General features: G+C 46.5%; 18 protein-coding genes. 6 read left to right on the top strand and 12 right to left on the bottom strand.

The features are described from left to right. Nucleotides 1-38: 38 nt before the first annotated feature. A complete protein-coding gene (ychF, locus tag JHC35_RS04705; protein ID WP_295042494.1) occupies nucleotides 39-1,139 on the bottom strand; it encodes a redox-regulated ATPase YchF in 1,101 nt (366 codons plus the stop codon). 406 nt (nucleotides 1,140-1,545) lie between these two features. Here ychF and JHC35_RS04710 point away from each other — a divergent pair, with 406 nt between their 5' ends. After that, complete coding sequence (locus JHC35_RS04710; protein ID WP_295042496.1) at nucleotides 1,546-1,770, top strand: hypothetical protein; 225 nt, start codon at nucleotides 1,546-1,548, stop codon at nucleotides 1,768-1,770. After that, complete coding sequence (locus JHC35_RS04715) at nucleotides 1,757-2,020, top strand: type II toxin-antitoxin system RelE/ParE family toxin (protein WP_295042498.1); 264 nt, start codon at nucleotides 1,757-1,759, stop codon at nucleotides 2,018-2,020. The genes JHC35_RS04710 and JHC35_RS04715 overlap by 14 nt, the downstream gene beginning before the upstream one ends. A 46-nt stretch (nucleotides 2,021-2,066) precedes the next feature. On the opposite strand, the gene JHC35_RS04720 is transcribed toward JHC35_RS04715, so the two are convergent. From JHC35_RS04720 to folD, 9 genes are read right to left on the bottom strand one after another with little or no spacing between them, the layout of a single operon-like run. Continuing rightward, nucleotides 2,067-3,503 carry a leucyl aminopeptidase gene (locus JHC35_RS04720; protein WP_295042500.1) on the bottom strand — a complete coding sequence of 479 codons (1,437 nt, stop codon included), beginning with the start codon at nucleotides 3,501-3,503 and terminating at the stop codon, nucleotides 2,067-2,069. Next, nucleotides 3,484-4,077: a DedA family protein gene (locus JHC35_RS04725; protein WP_295042502.1), complete on the bottom strand. Its 594-nt coding sequence runs from the start codon at nucleotides 4,075-4,077 to the stop codon at nucleotides 3,484-3,486. Before JHC35_RS04725 ends, JHC35_RS04720 begins: the two co-directional genes overlap by 20 nt. An 8-nt stretch (nucleotides 4,078-4,085) precedes the next feature. After that, complete coding sequence (trpB, locus tag JHC35_RS04730; protein ID WP_295042504.1) at nucleotides 4,086-5,285, bottom strand: tryptophan synthase subunit beta; 1,200 nt, start codon at nucleotides 5,283-5,285, stop codon at nucleotides 4,086-4,088. Continuing rightward, nucleotides 5,285-5,833, bottom strand: a complete 549-nt coding sequence (locus JHC35_RS04735) for an adenine phosphoribosyltransferase (RefSeq protein ID WP_295042505.1) — start codon at nucleotides 5,831-5,833, stop codon at nucleotides 5,285-5,287. The genes trpB and JHC35_RS04735 overlap by 1 nt, the downstream gene beginning before the upstream one ends. Nucleotides 5,834-5,847: 14 nt before the next feature. Next, nucleotides 5,848-6,180: a hypothetical protein gene (locus JHC35_RS04740; RefSeq protein WP_295042507.1), complete on the bottom strand. Its 333-nt coding sequence runs from the start codon at nucleotides 6,178-6,180 to the stop codon at nucleotides 5,848-5,850. 3 nt (nucleotides 6,181-6,183) lie between these two features. Next, entirely contained in the window at nucleotides 6,184-6,621 is a 438-nt protein-coding gene (gene rpiB / locus JHC35_RS04745) for a ribose 5-phosphate isomerase B (protein ID WP_295042509.1), read from the bottom strand. A gap of 8 nt (nucleotides 6,622-6,629) precedes the next feature. Further along, on the bottom strand, nucleotides 6,630-7,307 hold the full coding sequence (locus tag JHC35_RS04750) for a site-2 protease family protein (RefSeq protein WP_295042511.1): 678 nt from the start codon (nucleotides 7,305-7,307) through the stop codon (nucleotides 6,630-6,632). After that, the gene (gene lepB / locus JHC35_RS04755; protein ID WP_295042513.1) at nucleotides 7,294-8,121 is read right to left on the bottom strand and encodes a signal peptidase I; all 828 of its coding nucleotides are present in this window, start codon (nucleotides 8,119-8,121) and stop codon (nucleotides 7,294-7,296) included. The genes JHC35_RS04750 and lepB overlap by 14 nt, the downstream gene beginning before the upstream one ends. A 1-nt stretch (nucleotide 8,122) precedes the next feature. After that, the gene (gene folD / locus JHC35_RS04760) at nucleotides 8,123-8,980 is read right to left on the bottom strand and encodes a bifunctional methylenetetrahydrofolate dehydrogenase/methenyltetrahydrofolate cyclohydrolase FolD (RefSeq protein WP_295042515.1); all 858 of its coding nucleotides are present in this window, start codon (nucleotides 8,978-8,980) and stop codon (nucleotides 8,123-8,125) included. Between the two features lie 68 nt (nucleotides 8,981-9,048). On the opposite strand from folD, the gene JHC35_RS04765 reads away from it, so the two are divergent. Both JHC35_RS04765 and JHC35_RS04770 read left to right on the top strand, forming a co-directional pair. Beyond that, complete coding sequence (locus JHC35_RS04765; protein ID WP_295042517.1) at nucleotides 9,049-9,414, top strand: cytochrome c; 366 nt, start codon at nucleotides 9,049-9,051, stop codon at nucleotides 9,412-9,414. Then, entirely contained in the window at nucleotides 9,380-10,315 is a 936-nt protein-coding gene (locus JHC35_RS04770) for an aldolase/citrate lyase family protein (RefSeq protein ID WP_295042519.1), read from the top strand. Before JHC35_RS04765 ends, JHC35_RS04770 begins: the two co-directional genes overlap by 35 nt. A gap of 3 nt (nucleotides 10,316-10,318) precedes the next feature. On the opposite strand, the gene JHC35_RS04775 is transcribed toward JHC35_RS04770, so the two are convergent. Further along, nucleotides 10,319-11,173, bottom strand: a complete 855-nt coding sequence (locus JHC35_RS04775; RefSeq protein ID WP_295042521.1) for a hypothetical protein — start codon at nucleotides 11,171-11,173, stop codon at nucleotides 10,319-10,321. Between the two features lie 164 nt (nucleotides 11,174-11,337). Here JHC35_RS04775 and JHC35_RS04780 point away from each other — a divergent pair, with 164 nt between their 5' ends. Both JHC35_RS04780 and JHC35_RS04785 read left to right on the top strand, forming a co-directional pair. Next, nucleotides 11,338-11,637, top strand: coding sequence for a hypothetical protein (locus tag JHC35_RS04780; RefSeq protein ID WP_295042523.1), 300 nt, complete (start codon nucleotides 11,338-11,340; stop codon nucleotides 11,635-11,637). 145 nt (nucleotides 11,638-11,782) lie between these two features. Beyond that, nucleotides 11,783-12,115, top strand: coding sequence for a hypothetical protein (locus JHC35_RS04785; protein WP_295042525.1), 333 nt, complete (start codon nucleotides 11,783-11,785; stop codon nucleotides 12,113-12,115). Between the two features lie 2 nt (nucleotides 12,116-12,117). Here the strand turns inward: JHC35_RS04785 and JHC35_RS04790 are convergent, their stop codons facing one another. Further along, a complete protein-coding gene (locus tag JHC35_RS04790; RefSeq protein ID WP_295042527.1) occupies nucleotides 12,118-12,999 on the bottom strand; it encodes a DMT family transporter in 882 nt (293 codons plus the stop codon). Nucleotides 13,000-13,007: the final 8 nt, after the last annotated feature.

Here is a 13,007-nt window from a genome sequence, read left to right on the forward strand (position 1 = left end):
AGACATTAAATACTCCTTTATCTGTGTTTGGTAACTTATTATACGTTAAATCTAAAGTGCATAATATCGCCGTCTTGAACAATATACTCTTTTCCCTCTAGGCGCATTTTTCCGGCTTCTTTTGATTTGGCTTCACCGCCACACGCTACGAAGTCTTCGTATCCGATTACTTCAGCACGGATAAACCCTTTTTCGAAGTCATTATGGATGACGGCGGCTGCTTTCGGAGCGGTTGTATTTTTGTGGATCGTCCATGCGCGAACCTCTTTGACACCTGCGGTGAAGTAGCTCATGAGACCCAGTTTATCGAACCCTTTGCGGATGATTTGCTCCAATCCTGACTCTTCAACACCCATATCACGTAGGAACTCGTCACGCTCGTGATCTTCCATTCCGACCAGTTCTTCTTCTATTTTTGCACAAAGTTTGATCACTTCACAACCGTGTTTTGCCGCGTGTTCACGGAGACGGATGACATAGTCATTGTCTTCGGTAAGACCGTCTTCATCGACGTTCGCACCGTACATGATCTCTTTGGCGCTGAGCAAGCGGACTTCATTGTTTAATTTTTCGAACATTTCAGTATCCGCTTTCGGAAAATTTCGAGCAAGGTTCCCCTCTGCCAAAAACTCGGCAAGCTCTTCAGCAAACGCGACCATTACTGCCGCGTCTTTATCGTTTTTCGCCTGTTTTTTGAGGCGTTCGATGCGGTTAGTAAGGACTTCGATGTCGGCAAAAATGAGTTCGTTTTCGATAATCTCGACATCCGAAATCGGATCGATACGCCCTTCTGTATGAACGATGTTCTCATCGTCAAAACAGCGGACGATTTGAAGTATTACTTCGGTTTCGCGGATGTTGGAGAGGAATTTGTTTCCCAACCCTTCCCCTTTGCTGGCTCCCTTGACGAGACCGGCGATGTCGACGAAATCGAGAGTCGAGTATTGGATACGCTCAGGGTTAACGATTTTAGCGAGTTCGGTTAATCGAATATCCGGTACCGGAACGGTTGCTTTGTTCGGTTCGATAGTACAGAACGGATAGTTTGCCGCTTCGGCGTTTTGTGCTTTGGTGAGTGCATTAAATGTGGTTGATTTTCCAACGTTTGGTAGTCCTACGAGTCCGATTGATAATCCCATTGAGTGTTTCCTTGTAGTGTTTCGATGCGTAAAGTATTGCTACAATTATAGCGCAGGGTTGTTGAGTGGGGACTGAGGGGGGGATAAGGTTATTGTGTAAATTTTTGCTCCATTTTTTTAAAAAGATCTCTTGGGACTCGAAACGGTTATTTTTAATGTCCTCTTCACTTTGTGCCATGAGTTTTAAGAGGACTAAGGCATTTTGCATCTTTTAGTAGCTTTCGATGTCTTGAAACATAGTGCAAATCCTTTGTTATTAGTGATGTACAGTATTAAAATAAGACTTAATTTGGACTTTAGTAAGGGGTGATATGGATTCCCGTTCGAGTCGGGGATGACGGAAAATGAAATGATGCAATATCATCATAATGCAATTATGCTATAATGCAAATAAAAAGGAGATGCTATGAGTGTACGCACTACGATTACACTGGATGAGGACATTCTCAAACTCCTCAAACTCAAAGCATTAGAGACCTCTGAATCGCTCTCCTCTCTCGTCAATAACATAGTTGTCGATGCGTTTAGAGAGGACAGCAGTGATCTTAAAGCGTTTGATGAGCGAAAAAACGAAGAGTCGTTATCGTTCGAGTCGTTTTTAAAACAGCTGGAAGCCAATGGCAAGCTATAAAATCGAGATTAAAAAATCGGCGGCAAAGGAGATCGAAAATCTCCCTTCGCTTGTTTTAAAAAGGGTTGTTTCACATATCCAAGAACTCATTAATGATCCTAGACCGCTCGGGTGTAAAAAACTGAGCGGTGATGAAAAATATCGCCTCAGGGTAGGGGATTATCGAATTTTATACGAGATCGAAGATAAGATTGTGACGGTGTATGTTGTTAAAGTAGCACACCGAAAAGAAGTTTATCGGATGCTTTAGAGCTTGATAGTATCGTTCGCCCTGAGCCTGTCGAAGGGCGAACGGATTATTTGCAGTGTTCCATGAGCCAGTTGAGTGTCATACGTACACCCGCACCCGTTCCACCATAGGTATGAACATCCCATGCGCTCTCAGTATAGGCAGATCCTGCGATGTCAAAGTGTACCCATTTCTCTTTCATATCATCATCGATGAAGTTATCGAGGAACAAAGCGGCGGTGATCGCTCCACCATAGGGTTTTGACGAGACGTTGCAGACATCGGCGAGATCGCTTTTGATCAGTTTTTTGAGGTGGCGGTTAAACGGCAAAATACCGCAGTATTCACCGCTTGCTTCCGCCGCACTGAGCCACTCTTGCTTAAGCTCTTCGTTGTGTCCCATAACTCCCGTCGTGTACGGTCCAAGTGCGACCATACATGCACCTGTGAGGGTCGCGTAATCGAAGATATAGTCGGCTTTGACATTCTCTTGGGCATAGCCTAAGACATCGGCGAGAACAAGACGACCCTCGGCATCGGTGTTGCGTACTTCTATGGTTTTACCGTTTTTGGCTACGAGTACGTCATCGGGTTTATAGGCGTTACCGCCGATCATGTTCTCTACTGCTCCCACAAACGCGTGCACTTCGATGTCGAGTTTCAACTCACTTACCGCTTTGATGATCCCCATGACGGCACATGCTCCCGCTTTATCCATCTTCATCGTGACCATGGAAGTTGAGGCTTTGAGGCTTAGTCCGCCGCTATCATAGGTAAGCCCTTTGCCCACTAAAGTGATCACTTTTTTCGGGTTTGCGGGTTTGTAGGCGAGGTGGATAAGTCGCGGAGGATTGGATGAGGCTCGACCGACGGCGAGCATCGCGTTCATTTTCTCCTTTTCGAGGGCGTTTACATCGAGAATCGTGCACTCAAGATTGTTTGCGGCCGCTAATTTATCGGCGGTGACTGCCATCATTTGCGGTGTCATATCGTAGGGGGTTTGGTTGACCAAGTTACGGACAAAGTTGGTTGCTTTTGCGATGATCAATGTTTGGTGCAATGTCGTTTCTAATACATCAAAAGCATTGGAAGATCCGTCATGGTTGTCGTTAGAGAAAATCACCTCACTCAATTTGAAGGGTTTTGGATCGGATTTGTAGCTTTCAAATTTATAGCTTCCCAAAACGACCCCTTCGATCAGGGCGCGGAAATGCTCCGGAGTATATTGCGCACATTTGAGCGATGCGTAGGTAAAGTTCATGGCTGCTTTGATAGCTGCGGCCATAGCGGAACGATACAATTCATCGCTTTGAGTAGCATCAATACCGCAAACGAGAAGTCGGTGTTCGTGTAGGGCACAGAGCTGCTCTTGATCGGCTTTGAAGCCTGCTTGGGTTAAAAGAGCGGAGTGGGGATGGGTTTCGAGCCCTTTAGGGGTGACAAATTCTAATTTTAGTTCGGCATCGATGTGCTCAAAAGGCTGATTAAGCAGTTTTACGTTCACGGCGTTTCTCCAAAAGATTTTTTTCCAGTCGGTTCATGTTGATAACAATCAGGTTTACAACGATCAAAATGATTGGAATGGCTATAAACCAATGCCCTTTGATCCATTTGAGGATATTCAAGATCTCTTCCCCATAGAAATAGGCGGGGATAATCGTGATGCTTGCCCAGAAAATGGCGCTGATAAAATTGATAATCGCAAATTGGCGGCTCGAATATTGTGTGAGACCGATGGCCATAGGGATGACGGTACGCATTCCGTACATATAACGTTGGGCAAAAATGATCGGCCATCCGTATTTTTTGAGCATCAGATGGGCAATCGCAAATTTGCGGCGTTGAGAATGGAGTTTTTTATGGATATAGCGTTTATTGAAACGACCGATATAAAAGTAGATCTGATCACCGATAAAACCGCCGAATCCGCCGACGGCTATTGCTAATGGCAAAAACATATCTCCCGTATGGGAAAAAATACCGGCCATTATCAGCCCCATCTCCCCTTCTAAAATACTCCAAAAAAAGAGGACGATGTAGCCGTATTCTCTAAGCCACCCTATTAACAGTTGTTCCACGGATAGCCTTAATTATCGAAATTTAAAATTTGTTTTGCTTGCATCATATCTTTGTCGCCACGTCCGGAGAGATTAACGATAATGAGCTTATCTTTGATATCAGCCATTTTTTTCAAATAGGCGATTGCATGGGCACTCTCGAATGCCGGAATGATCCCCTCGGCACGGCTGAGCCATACGAATGCATCGAGCGCTTCTTCATCGGTGACATTATCGTAGCTCACCGAATTATTATCTTTGTGAAAAGCGTGCTCAGGTCCTATGCCAGGGTAATCCAGCCCTGCAGAGATCGAGTGGGCTTCGAGGATCTGCCCGTCATCATCTTGGAGGAGGTAGCTCATTTGACCGTGCAATACCCCTGGGCGCCCTTTGAGAAGGGAACAGCCGTGTTTATCGGTTTCAACGCCGTGTCCTCCCGCTTCGATCCCGATACAGCGGACCTCTTTGTCTTCAAGAAAATGTTGGAACGCACCGATGGCATTAGAGCCTCCCCCGATACAGGCGATGACGTGATCGGGTAATCGTCCCTCTTTTTCGAGGATTTGTGCACGCGCCTCACACCCGATGATCGCCTGAAAATCGCGTACCATCATTGGGTATGGGTGCGGTCCCGCAACGGTTCCGATGATGTAAAACGTATCACGTGCATGGGTAACCCAGTGTCGGATTGCGTCGTTCATCGCATCTTTGAGGGTTTTGCTCCCGCTTTCGACAGCGTGGACTTTAGCACCTAAAAGTTTCATCCGAAAGACGTTGAGCTCCTGACGTGCTACGTCTTTGGCTCCCATGAAGATTTCACATTCCAATCCAAGCAATGCGGCAATCGTGGCGGTTGCAACACCGTGCTGACCCGCACCTGTTTCAGCGATGACCTTTTTCTTCCCTAACCGTTTTGCCATCAACCCTTGGGCGATAACGTTATTGACTTTATGAGCCCCCGTGTGGTTCAAATCTTCGCGCTTGAGATAGATTTTCGCACCCAACTCCTCAGAGAGGTTGGCAGCGTAGTATAGAGGACTCGGACGGCCGACGTAGTCGCGCAGATAGCCGTCTACTTCGCTCCAAAATGTCTCATCGAATCGGATCGCTTTGTAGGCTTCTTCGAGTTCAAGCAGTGCCGGCATCAATGTCTCAGGGACGTAACGTCCTCCGAAAATGCCGAAGTGTCCCTCTACGGGATCAAATTTGGAAGGGGAAGGGATGTACATCAATCAACTCCGATTACGGTATAAACTTCAACTAATTCTCGCAATTTGCTTTGGCCGCTCAAAAAATCGAGCCCCATCACGAAACATGCTTCGATACACTCGGCACCCACTTTGTTGATGAGATTGGCCGCCGCATACGCGGTTCCCCCCGTAGCGATCAAATCATCGATCAGCAAAACACGCGGTTTCGCAACACCGCTAAATGCATCGATATGGATCTCCACTTCATCCACGCCGTATTCGAGGGAATATTTTTCCGAGACGGTGGTATAGGGGAGTTTCCCCTTTTTACGAATCGGAACGAAGCCGACTCCCAGCATCTGTGCCAACGCAGCACCGAAAATGAATCCCCGCGCATCAATCCCAGCAATATGAGTAAGATCATACGAGGCGTAACGCTCATGCAGATGGCGCATCAAGACGCCGAATGCTTCACCATCATTGAGGAGGGTAGTGATGTCTTTGAAAATGATTCCGGGTTTTGGAAAATCGGGAATATCGCGAATGGCATTGATCAAAATAGCTCTATCGTTGATGCTGAGATTCATAAAATTTCCTTCGTTTAAATAAGTGCGTCAATACGCCCTTCAAGCTCTTTGATTTTGTTTTGGAGGCGGTCGGTTTCGGAACGGTGTTTCGAGTTACGCTGTTTGAGCGATTTGACTTCATTGCGGAGGTTGTTGAGTTCTTCGCTGAGGATGTCAACATTTCCGAGTGCCCGCTGAAGCTGGATTTGGTATTTACGGATCAATACTTCGGCCTCTTTGAGGGTGAGTTTCATCATTTCATTGCTGCGTTGTTCTTTGACCGTGATACTACGAAAGTAGAACATTTTGACTAAAAAGAACAGTGCCGTTAAGGTAACGACGGTGAGCAATGACCACTCTAAAAACATCCCTTATCCTTTGATCGCCTCAATTTTTTCAACACGACCGCAGTGGCGGCCCCCTTCGAATACTCCTGCAATCCATGCATCCAGAATCGATTCGGCTACCCCTTGTCCAACGATTCGCTCTCCGAAGCACAATACGTTTGCATCATTGTGCCCCCGTGCGACGGTTGCGGTATAGGCATCATGGCAGAGTGCGGCACGGATACCGCTATGACGATTCGCCGCCATCGACATTCCGATTCCTGAACCGCAGATCAAAATCCCCTGCGAAGTGGGATCAGCAAGGACATTTTCACACACTTTTACCGCATAGTCGGGATAATCGACTCTGGTCTTGTCAAACGGACCTAAATCGATCACCTCATGCCCTTTTGAACGGAGGAGTTCAACGGTAAAATCTTTCATATCAATTCCAGCGTGATCGGTAGCAACGTAAAATTTCATAATTCTCCCTAGTTCAATAGTAATTGTAAGACCGCGTTGATAGGCCAAATGACCAACGGAATTTTGAGCGGTGTAACCAATATGATGATAATAGCAATCATTCCATAAGGTTCGGCTTTGACGAAAAATTCAGCAACGGCATTCATTTTCATTTTCAGACTCAAATAGGTGATGAAATGGGCACCGTCAAACCCCGGTATGGGGAGGAGATTGAAGACGGCAAGGACGACATTGATCAGCAAAAGCTTCATTACAAAGAGATATCCGAAAATATAGAGCAAGCTATCCGATTCTCCCGGTTGGGAAAGAGAAACGAGGATAACGGAGGTGAGGGTTGCTAAAAAAATATTGTAGGCAATCCCCGCCAAACTCACCTGCATGGCTGCGTTGTAACCGCCGTTGCGCAATACCGTATAGGTGTTTACGGGAACGGGTTTTGCCCATCCGAATAAAAAACCACTCGAAGCACCGAGAAGCATAGGGACAAAATAGGTCATAAGCGGGACTAAAATCGATCCGAAAGGGTCGATATGGATGAGGGGGTTGATACTCAGGCGCCCTTGGCTTTTTGCCGTCATATCGCCGTATTTGTAGGCGACCCATCCGTGCATGATTTCATGTCCGATGATTGCTACAAGTAAGGCAAGGATCGCCGCAGCGATTTCGAATGGCTCAATAAAGTTCATGTTTATTGGCGGCTTCGTCGTCTTCGCGTATACGTTCAGCAACTGAGCGGCTGAGCGGTTCTTTTTGCTCTAAATCGGCAGGAGTTTTTCCGATTCGATCCCATCTTACTTCATAGTTGGCATTGAGGCTGAAATAGACGAACCACGGTGTCCCCTCGATCAAACCGTATGGAACGGCTCCCCAAAAACGGCTGTCGTTGGAATGGTCACGGTTGTCACCCATCATGAAGTACTGTTTTTCCGGTACTTGGATTGGGGCAAAATTGAAAATTTCACTCGGCATCATCCCATCATCCACGATGTGATCGTCGTGATGAATCCCAGGATGTTCTTTGGTGTACGGATCTTTTACCCATACTTTACCGTCAATCGTGATGAGCTCATAGCCCGGAAACGCTTTTGCGGCGTATTCATTTCCCTCTCGCGGATGGAGGTAGAGAATTTTGTCTTGGACAAAAAGCTCATCTCCCGGTAATGCGACACACCGTTTGACGTAGTGCATTTGTTGGTTGTTCGGGTATCGAAAGATGACAATGTCGCCGCGTTTGGGCTCATCACCGTCGATAATGTGTCCGTCTGTCCCCGGAATGAGCGGAATTTCAAGAAACGGTAAATGCGGGGTTGAGATACCGTATGCAAATTTTTTCGCAAACAGATGATCTCCGACCAAAAGAGAGTCTTTCATCGATCCGCTCGGAATACGGAATGCTTGTGCGACGAAAAAGATGACGAATAAAACAATAATGATTGTCCCTGTCCAAGTATTGGAAAAACGGTAGGCACTGTGCGCCGCAGAAAGGATCTTTTTTTTCAAATTATTTCTCTTCTTCTATGTGAATTTGTGCAGCTTTTAGGGTGTTTGAGAGGAGCATCGCGATCGTCATCGGTCCAACTCCGCCCGGTACCGGAGTGATGTACGAAGTTTTAGGAGCTACCGCATTGTAATCGACGTCTCCGACAAGGCGACCGTCAGATGCACGGTTAATACCGATGTCGATAACGATCGCATCATCGCGAACCATATCCTCTTTGATCAGGTTGATAACACCGGCACCGACGAGGATAATGTCGGCTGCAAGGGTGTGCTTTTTCAAATCATCGGTAAAAATGTGGCAGATTTCAACGGTCGCGTTGGCGTTGAGGAGCAACGCCGCCATCGGTTTTCCGACGATATTCGAGGCGCCGACGACACAACAGTTTTTCCCTTTCGGGTCGATGTTGTATTCCGCTAAAAGCTCCATCACACCAAGTGGTGTACACGGAACGAATCCGTCTAATCCCGTTGCGAGACGACCGACATTGTAGGGATGGAATCCGTCAACGTCTTTCGTCGGGGCGACCACTTCAAGGATTTTGGTCGTATCGATGTGTTTTGGAAGGGGAAGCTGGATCAAAATCCCGTCGATATTGGGATTGGTATTCATCATTTCGATGGTTTTGATGATCGCATCTTGGGAAATATCATCGGGCATTTCGTGGGTAACCGAATAAAATCCCGCACGGTCGCACGCTTTTTTCTTCATTCCGACATACGCTTGACTCGCAGGATCATGTCCGACCAAAATCACCGCCAGGCCGGGGACGCGCCCGGTAGTGGCTTTGAGCTCTTTGGCTCCGAGGGAGACTTTTTCTTCGATTTTTTGTGCGAGCGCTTTACCGTCAAGAATTTGCATTTAATCACCGTCAAATTGTTTTTGGGTATGATACCGCTAAAAGACTAATATTTGGTTAAAGGGATCAAGTGCGCGGGGTTTTTCTACTATTTTTGACCTTCTCTCTTTCGTACGGAGAATCGTTTATCACGAAAGAAGAGTATGCTGCAGGGCTCTACCATAACCCTCGCGGCGTTGGGTGTCATTTGTGTCACGGAGAAGCGGGCGAGGGGAAAATGGTCGCCCAATACCGAGACAACGGTGAAAAAAAAGTGTTTGCGGGACCCGCAATCCGAAAGCTTTCTTTCAAAGATTTTTATGAGAAACTAAACGACCGAATTTTGGGAATGCCCCGTTATTATTTGACCGATACGGAGATACAAACCCTCTATTATTATCTCCACCGTGAGGAGTTCAAACGTGCAGCCGCTCCACAACCTCCAAAAACTAAATGATCTGATTGAAAGCGGTGAGATCACCGCGTTAAAAGCGTTAGCCGCTCCCCAAAAACGGGAACTGAACCGTTCGATGTCGTTTCGTTCCGCGATGATGATTTCGACCCATAACCTCAAACACCTCTCTAAAATACCCACCCTTGATGCCGAATGTCTCATGTTGAACCTCGAAGACGGAGTAAGTGCGGAACAAAAGCCCTATGCACTCGTCTTGTGTGCAATGGTGTTGGCTTCCAACCCAAAATGCGATAAAAAACTGGTGGTGAGAGTCAACCCCCTGGAGGAGGGGGGTGCTGAGGAGATTGCATTTTTGAACCCGTACATGCCCGATGCGATCCGTATCCCCAAAGTGCGATCGGTAGAAGATGTCACACGTGCATTGTCGCTGGTGGATGAAACAATTGAAATTCACCTCTCCATCGAAACCAAAGAAGCGTGGCTTGCAATACGCGAATTGGCGATCTCTCCGCGTATCAAAGCGTATTATCTGGGGATTCTCGATTTGTTTGCCGATTTGGGGCTTTCGCAGAGCCTTTTATTGTGCGACAATCCGATGGTCCATTATATGCTGTCCCATTTTTTGGTGACAAGTCGATCGTGCGGTGTGAAGCCGGTCTCTTTCGTCTATCAGGATTACAAAAACCATGACGGACTTCGCAACTGGTTGGAATTGGAAAAAATGATGGGGTATGAAGCCAAAGGGTGTATTGCCCCCGCTCAGGTGAGTTTGATCCATGAGATTTTCGGACACAGCGAGGCCGAAATCGCACGGTGCGGCGAAATTGTCCGTTTATTTGAAGAACACCGTGCGCGCGGAATCAGCGGATTTGCCGATGAGAGGTACGGCTTTATCGACGAGCCGATCTATAAGGGGGCGTTAGCGGTTTTAAACTCTCGATGACGTTTAGTATCCCGTAAGATTGTACCAAACACGGTAGCGGATAAGGGTTTTTTGTTGTGGGTGGGGATATTTCGAATAGGCAAGCTCAATTACTTCTTTGGTTGTATCGTCCAAAATAGAGAGTTGACTATTTTTGAGAAAATGAAGATCGGAAATACTGCCATCAGGATAGAGATAAAATTCGATCATGTTGGTATCGTTGCCTCGGATATTATCGGGGATACGCGAATGCCCGTAGCGATCCAGTACGTTTTGGGTGATCCGCCGCATCACTTCTTGGTTGTCAAGGATGTATTTTTGCTCCCCCTCTGAGAGTTCGTTGAACTTATCCCCATAAAGCTTTTGGATACTGTCGGTAATCTTGGTTGTACTGCGTGTCATATTCTCCCGTGCGGATGGGTCGGCTTTGGCAAAACTGTCGTGCAGATTGAACTCTTTCGGCGGCATCGGAGTACGCTCGATGGCGGCGACGGTTTTGGCAACATGGCGCTCGAACGCTTTTTTTGGTTCCGGTTGCGGTTCGGGAGCGGGTGGCGTCGGTTTTACTTCCGGCGGTGTCGGTTTTGGAATAGGCGGCTTCGGTATAGGCTGAGTCTCTTTGATCATCTGTTCTCCGCGCGGGATAGGACGCAAAGGGAGGACTTTTGGGATGTTGTTTTTGACAATGGCTTCTTTTTGAATGTTCGGGCGATCTTTGATCGAGAGGCGAAAGCGCTCTTCATGAGGTTCTGATGGTTTCGTTTCGGGAGGCGGAGCAGGTTTGAGTTGATCGAGTAAAATGAGTACAAGCAAAATGATGAGGTGAACCAAGAGGGCGATGATGAATGCGTAAAGAGAAAAAGAGTCGGTTCGTTTCATAAGGGCGCATTCTACCCATTTTTCGTTAATAAAATCGAGAATGATTTAAAAAGCTTTTTTAAATCCGTTTGTATTAATCATGGGTTGGTAAAAGTTGTCGTGTTTTTAGTTTTAACCGAATGGTTTGTATAATAAACATAATTTTTTACATCGATATGAAACGCATGAAACAAAAACTACACCATATTGCCAACAACCCCGCAACGCAAAAAGCGTTAACATCGTTAAAGCCCGAAAAAACGCTATGGGGCTTTTTGGGTGTTATCCTCTTTTTTATCGCTCCAGAGATTATTGCTTTTATTTGGGGTGCCGAGATTACGGCCTATGCGAAAGAGACTCTTTTGCATGCTCCCTCTTTGGTTGAAAAGTCGTATGGTGATCTGCTGGTGATGCTCTTCGAAGATGGGGGAAGCTGGGTCAATCTTTTGATCGGAACAGCCCTGTTGATTTGGCTACTCTTTTGATCCAACGAACGTAATGATTTGTTGATCTGATCGAGTGCCAGTGATTTGGCGTAATTTCATTACTCTTTGTAGCAAAATTACGACTTATTTAAAAACAGTCGATAATATACGATAAAATATAGTCTTCATACGAGGAGGAAGCAAAATGCGACGTGTAATGTATCTTTTTTTATTTGCTATTGCTTTTCTGATTTTTAAAGCATTTTTTTTAGACGAGTATATTGCTCGAAATTATGGAAATGATACCAATGCGTCAAGTGATGCCAATCTCTCCGCTGAGAGCAATGTCACCTCTACTCCCGTTCAGCCTGAAGTCAAAGCGCAGCCGGTAGTTCCCGCAGAGATAAAACCATCGGTAAAAGAGACCCCTCCAGCTGTTGTGGCACCCGAAAAACATGATACCCAAGAGACACCCGAAGATAAAAAAATGCCGCTGGATAAACTCGGCGACTCGATATCCAAGCACATAAAATTATAAATCTATTTTTGCCGTGAGAGCAAAATCCCGCTGAGGACGATCATCACCCCTCCGGTGATTACTGCTGGGGTGGGAAGAACGTCTCCCAGCAGTACTCCGAACATTGTCGCAAACAAGACAACGGAGTAGCTCACCGTACTCACAATCCCCGCTTTGGCATAAAAATAGGCACGAGTCATGTAAATTTGTCCGTACGCGGCGGCAATACCCATCAGTGCAATCCATAGCCAATCGATTCCGATCGGCTGTGTATAGGGATTAAAAGCAAAAGCGAATATGTCTGAGATTGCATAGGGTGCAGCAACCATTAAGAGTGCAGGGATAAGGACTCCCGAAATCATAAAGGACAAAACGACGGTACGTTCGTCATAATAGGCTTTTAAACTTCGGACGCTCGTATAAGCGAGTGCGGAGAGAAAGCCGCACAGGATCCCCATGATATGCAAATATCCCATCTCCATGTCACTGAGCATTGCGACACCCGAAAATCCGATGAGAATGGCGATTAGTGCTTGAGGTTTGAGCTTCTCTTTCAATACGAAAAAGGCGAGTATCGCGGTAAAAATCGGTTCCGTTTTGGCATAGACGATGGCATTTGAGAGGGATGTCGCACTGACGGTATAGAAAAATGCCAGCAGAGCGACGGTTCCCACTACCCCTCTAAAAATGAGTGTTAGCGGTTTTCCCCCAATATTTTTGATCGGTTTTCGTGCGATAAACGTACCGATAACCGCCAACCCGATCGCATTGCGCCAAAAGGTCACTTCGACTGACCCCATCGACTGGGAGAGGAGTTTTGCAAAGAGCATCGTGAGGGCAAATAAAAACGAGGCAAATAGCATATAAAGAATGCCCAGATGGGTGTTGGAAGGGGATGAATTCATGGCGTGAT

It is taken from the genome of Sulfuricurvum sp. (assembly GCF_022759005.1).
GTDB lineage: Bacteria > Campylobacterota > Campylobacteria > Campylobacterales > Sulfurimonadaceae > Sulfuricurvum.

Excerpts from the sequence above, each read along its gene's own strand:
- ychF (WP_295042494.1), bottom strand. The coding sequence starts at position 1,139 with ATGGGATTATCAATCGGACTCGTAGGACTACCAAACGTTGGAAAATCA.
- JHC35_RS04710 (WP_295042496.1), top strand. The coding sequence starts at position 1,546 with ATGAGTGTACGCACTACGATTACACTGGATGAGGACATTCTCAAACTC.
- JHC35_RS04715 (WP_295042498.1), top strand. The coding sequence starts at position 1,757 with ATGGCAAGCTATAAAATCGAGATTAAAAAATCGGCGGCAAAGGAGATC.
- trpB (WP_295042504.1), bottom strand. The coding sequence starts at position 5,285 with ATGTACATCCCTTCCCCTTCCAAATTTGATCCCGTAGAGGGACACTTC.
- JHC35_RS04735 (WP_295042505.1), bottom strand. The coding sequence starts at position 5,833 with ATGAATCTCAGCATCAACGATAGAGCTATTTTGATCAATGCCATTCGC.
- JHC35_RS04740 (WP_295042507.1), bottom strand. The coding sequence starts at position 6,180 with ATGTTTTTAGAGTGGTCATTGCTCACCGTCGTTACCTTAACGGCACTG.
- rpiB (WP_295042509.1), bottom strand. The coding sequence starts at position 6,621 with ATGAAATTTTACGTTGCTACCGATCACGCTGGAATTGATATGAAAGAT.
- JHC35_RS04750 (WP_295042511.1), bottom strand. The coding sequence starts at position 7,307 with ATGAACTTTATTGAGCCATTCGAAATCGCTGCGGCGATCCTTGCCTTA.
- folD (WP_295042515.1), bottom strand. The coding sequence starts at position 8,980 with ATGCAAATTCTTGACGGTAAAGCGCTCGCACAAAAAATCGAAGAAAAA.
- JHC35_RS04775 (WP_295042521.1), bottom strand. The coding sequence starts at position 11,173 with ATGAAACGAACCGACTCTTTTTCTCTTTACGCATTCATCATCGCCCTC.
- JHC35_RS04780 (WP_295042523.1), top strand. The coding sequence starts at position 11,338 with ATGAAACAAAAACTACACCATATTGCCAACAACCCCGCAACGCAAAAA.
- JHC35_RS04785 (WP_295042525.1), top strand. The coding sequence starts at position 11,783 with ATGCGACGTGTAATGTATCTTTTTTTATTTGCTATTGCTTTTCTGATT.
- JHC35_RS04790 (WP_295042527.1), bottom strand. The coding sequence starts at position 12,999 with ATGAATTCATCCCCTTCCAACACCCATCTGGGCATTCTTTATATGCTA.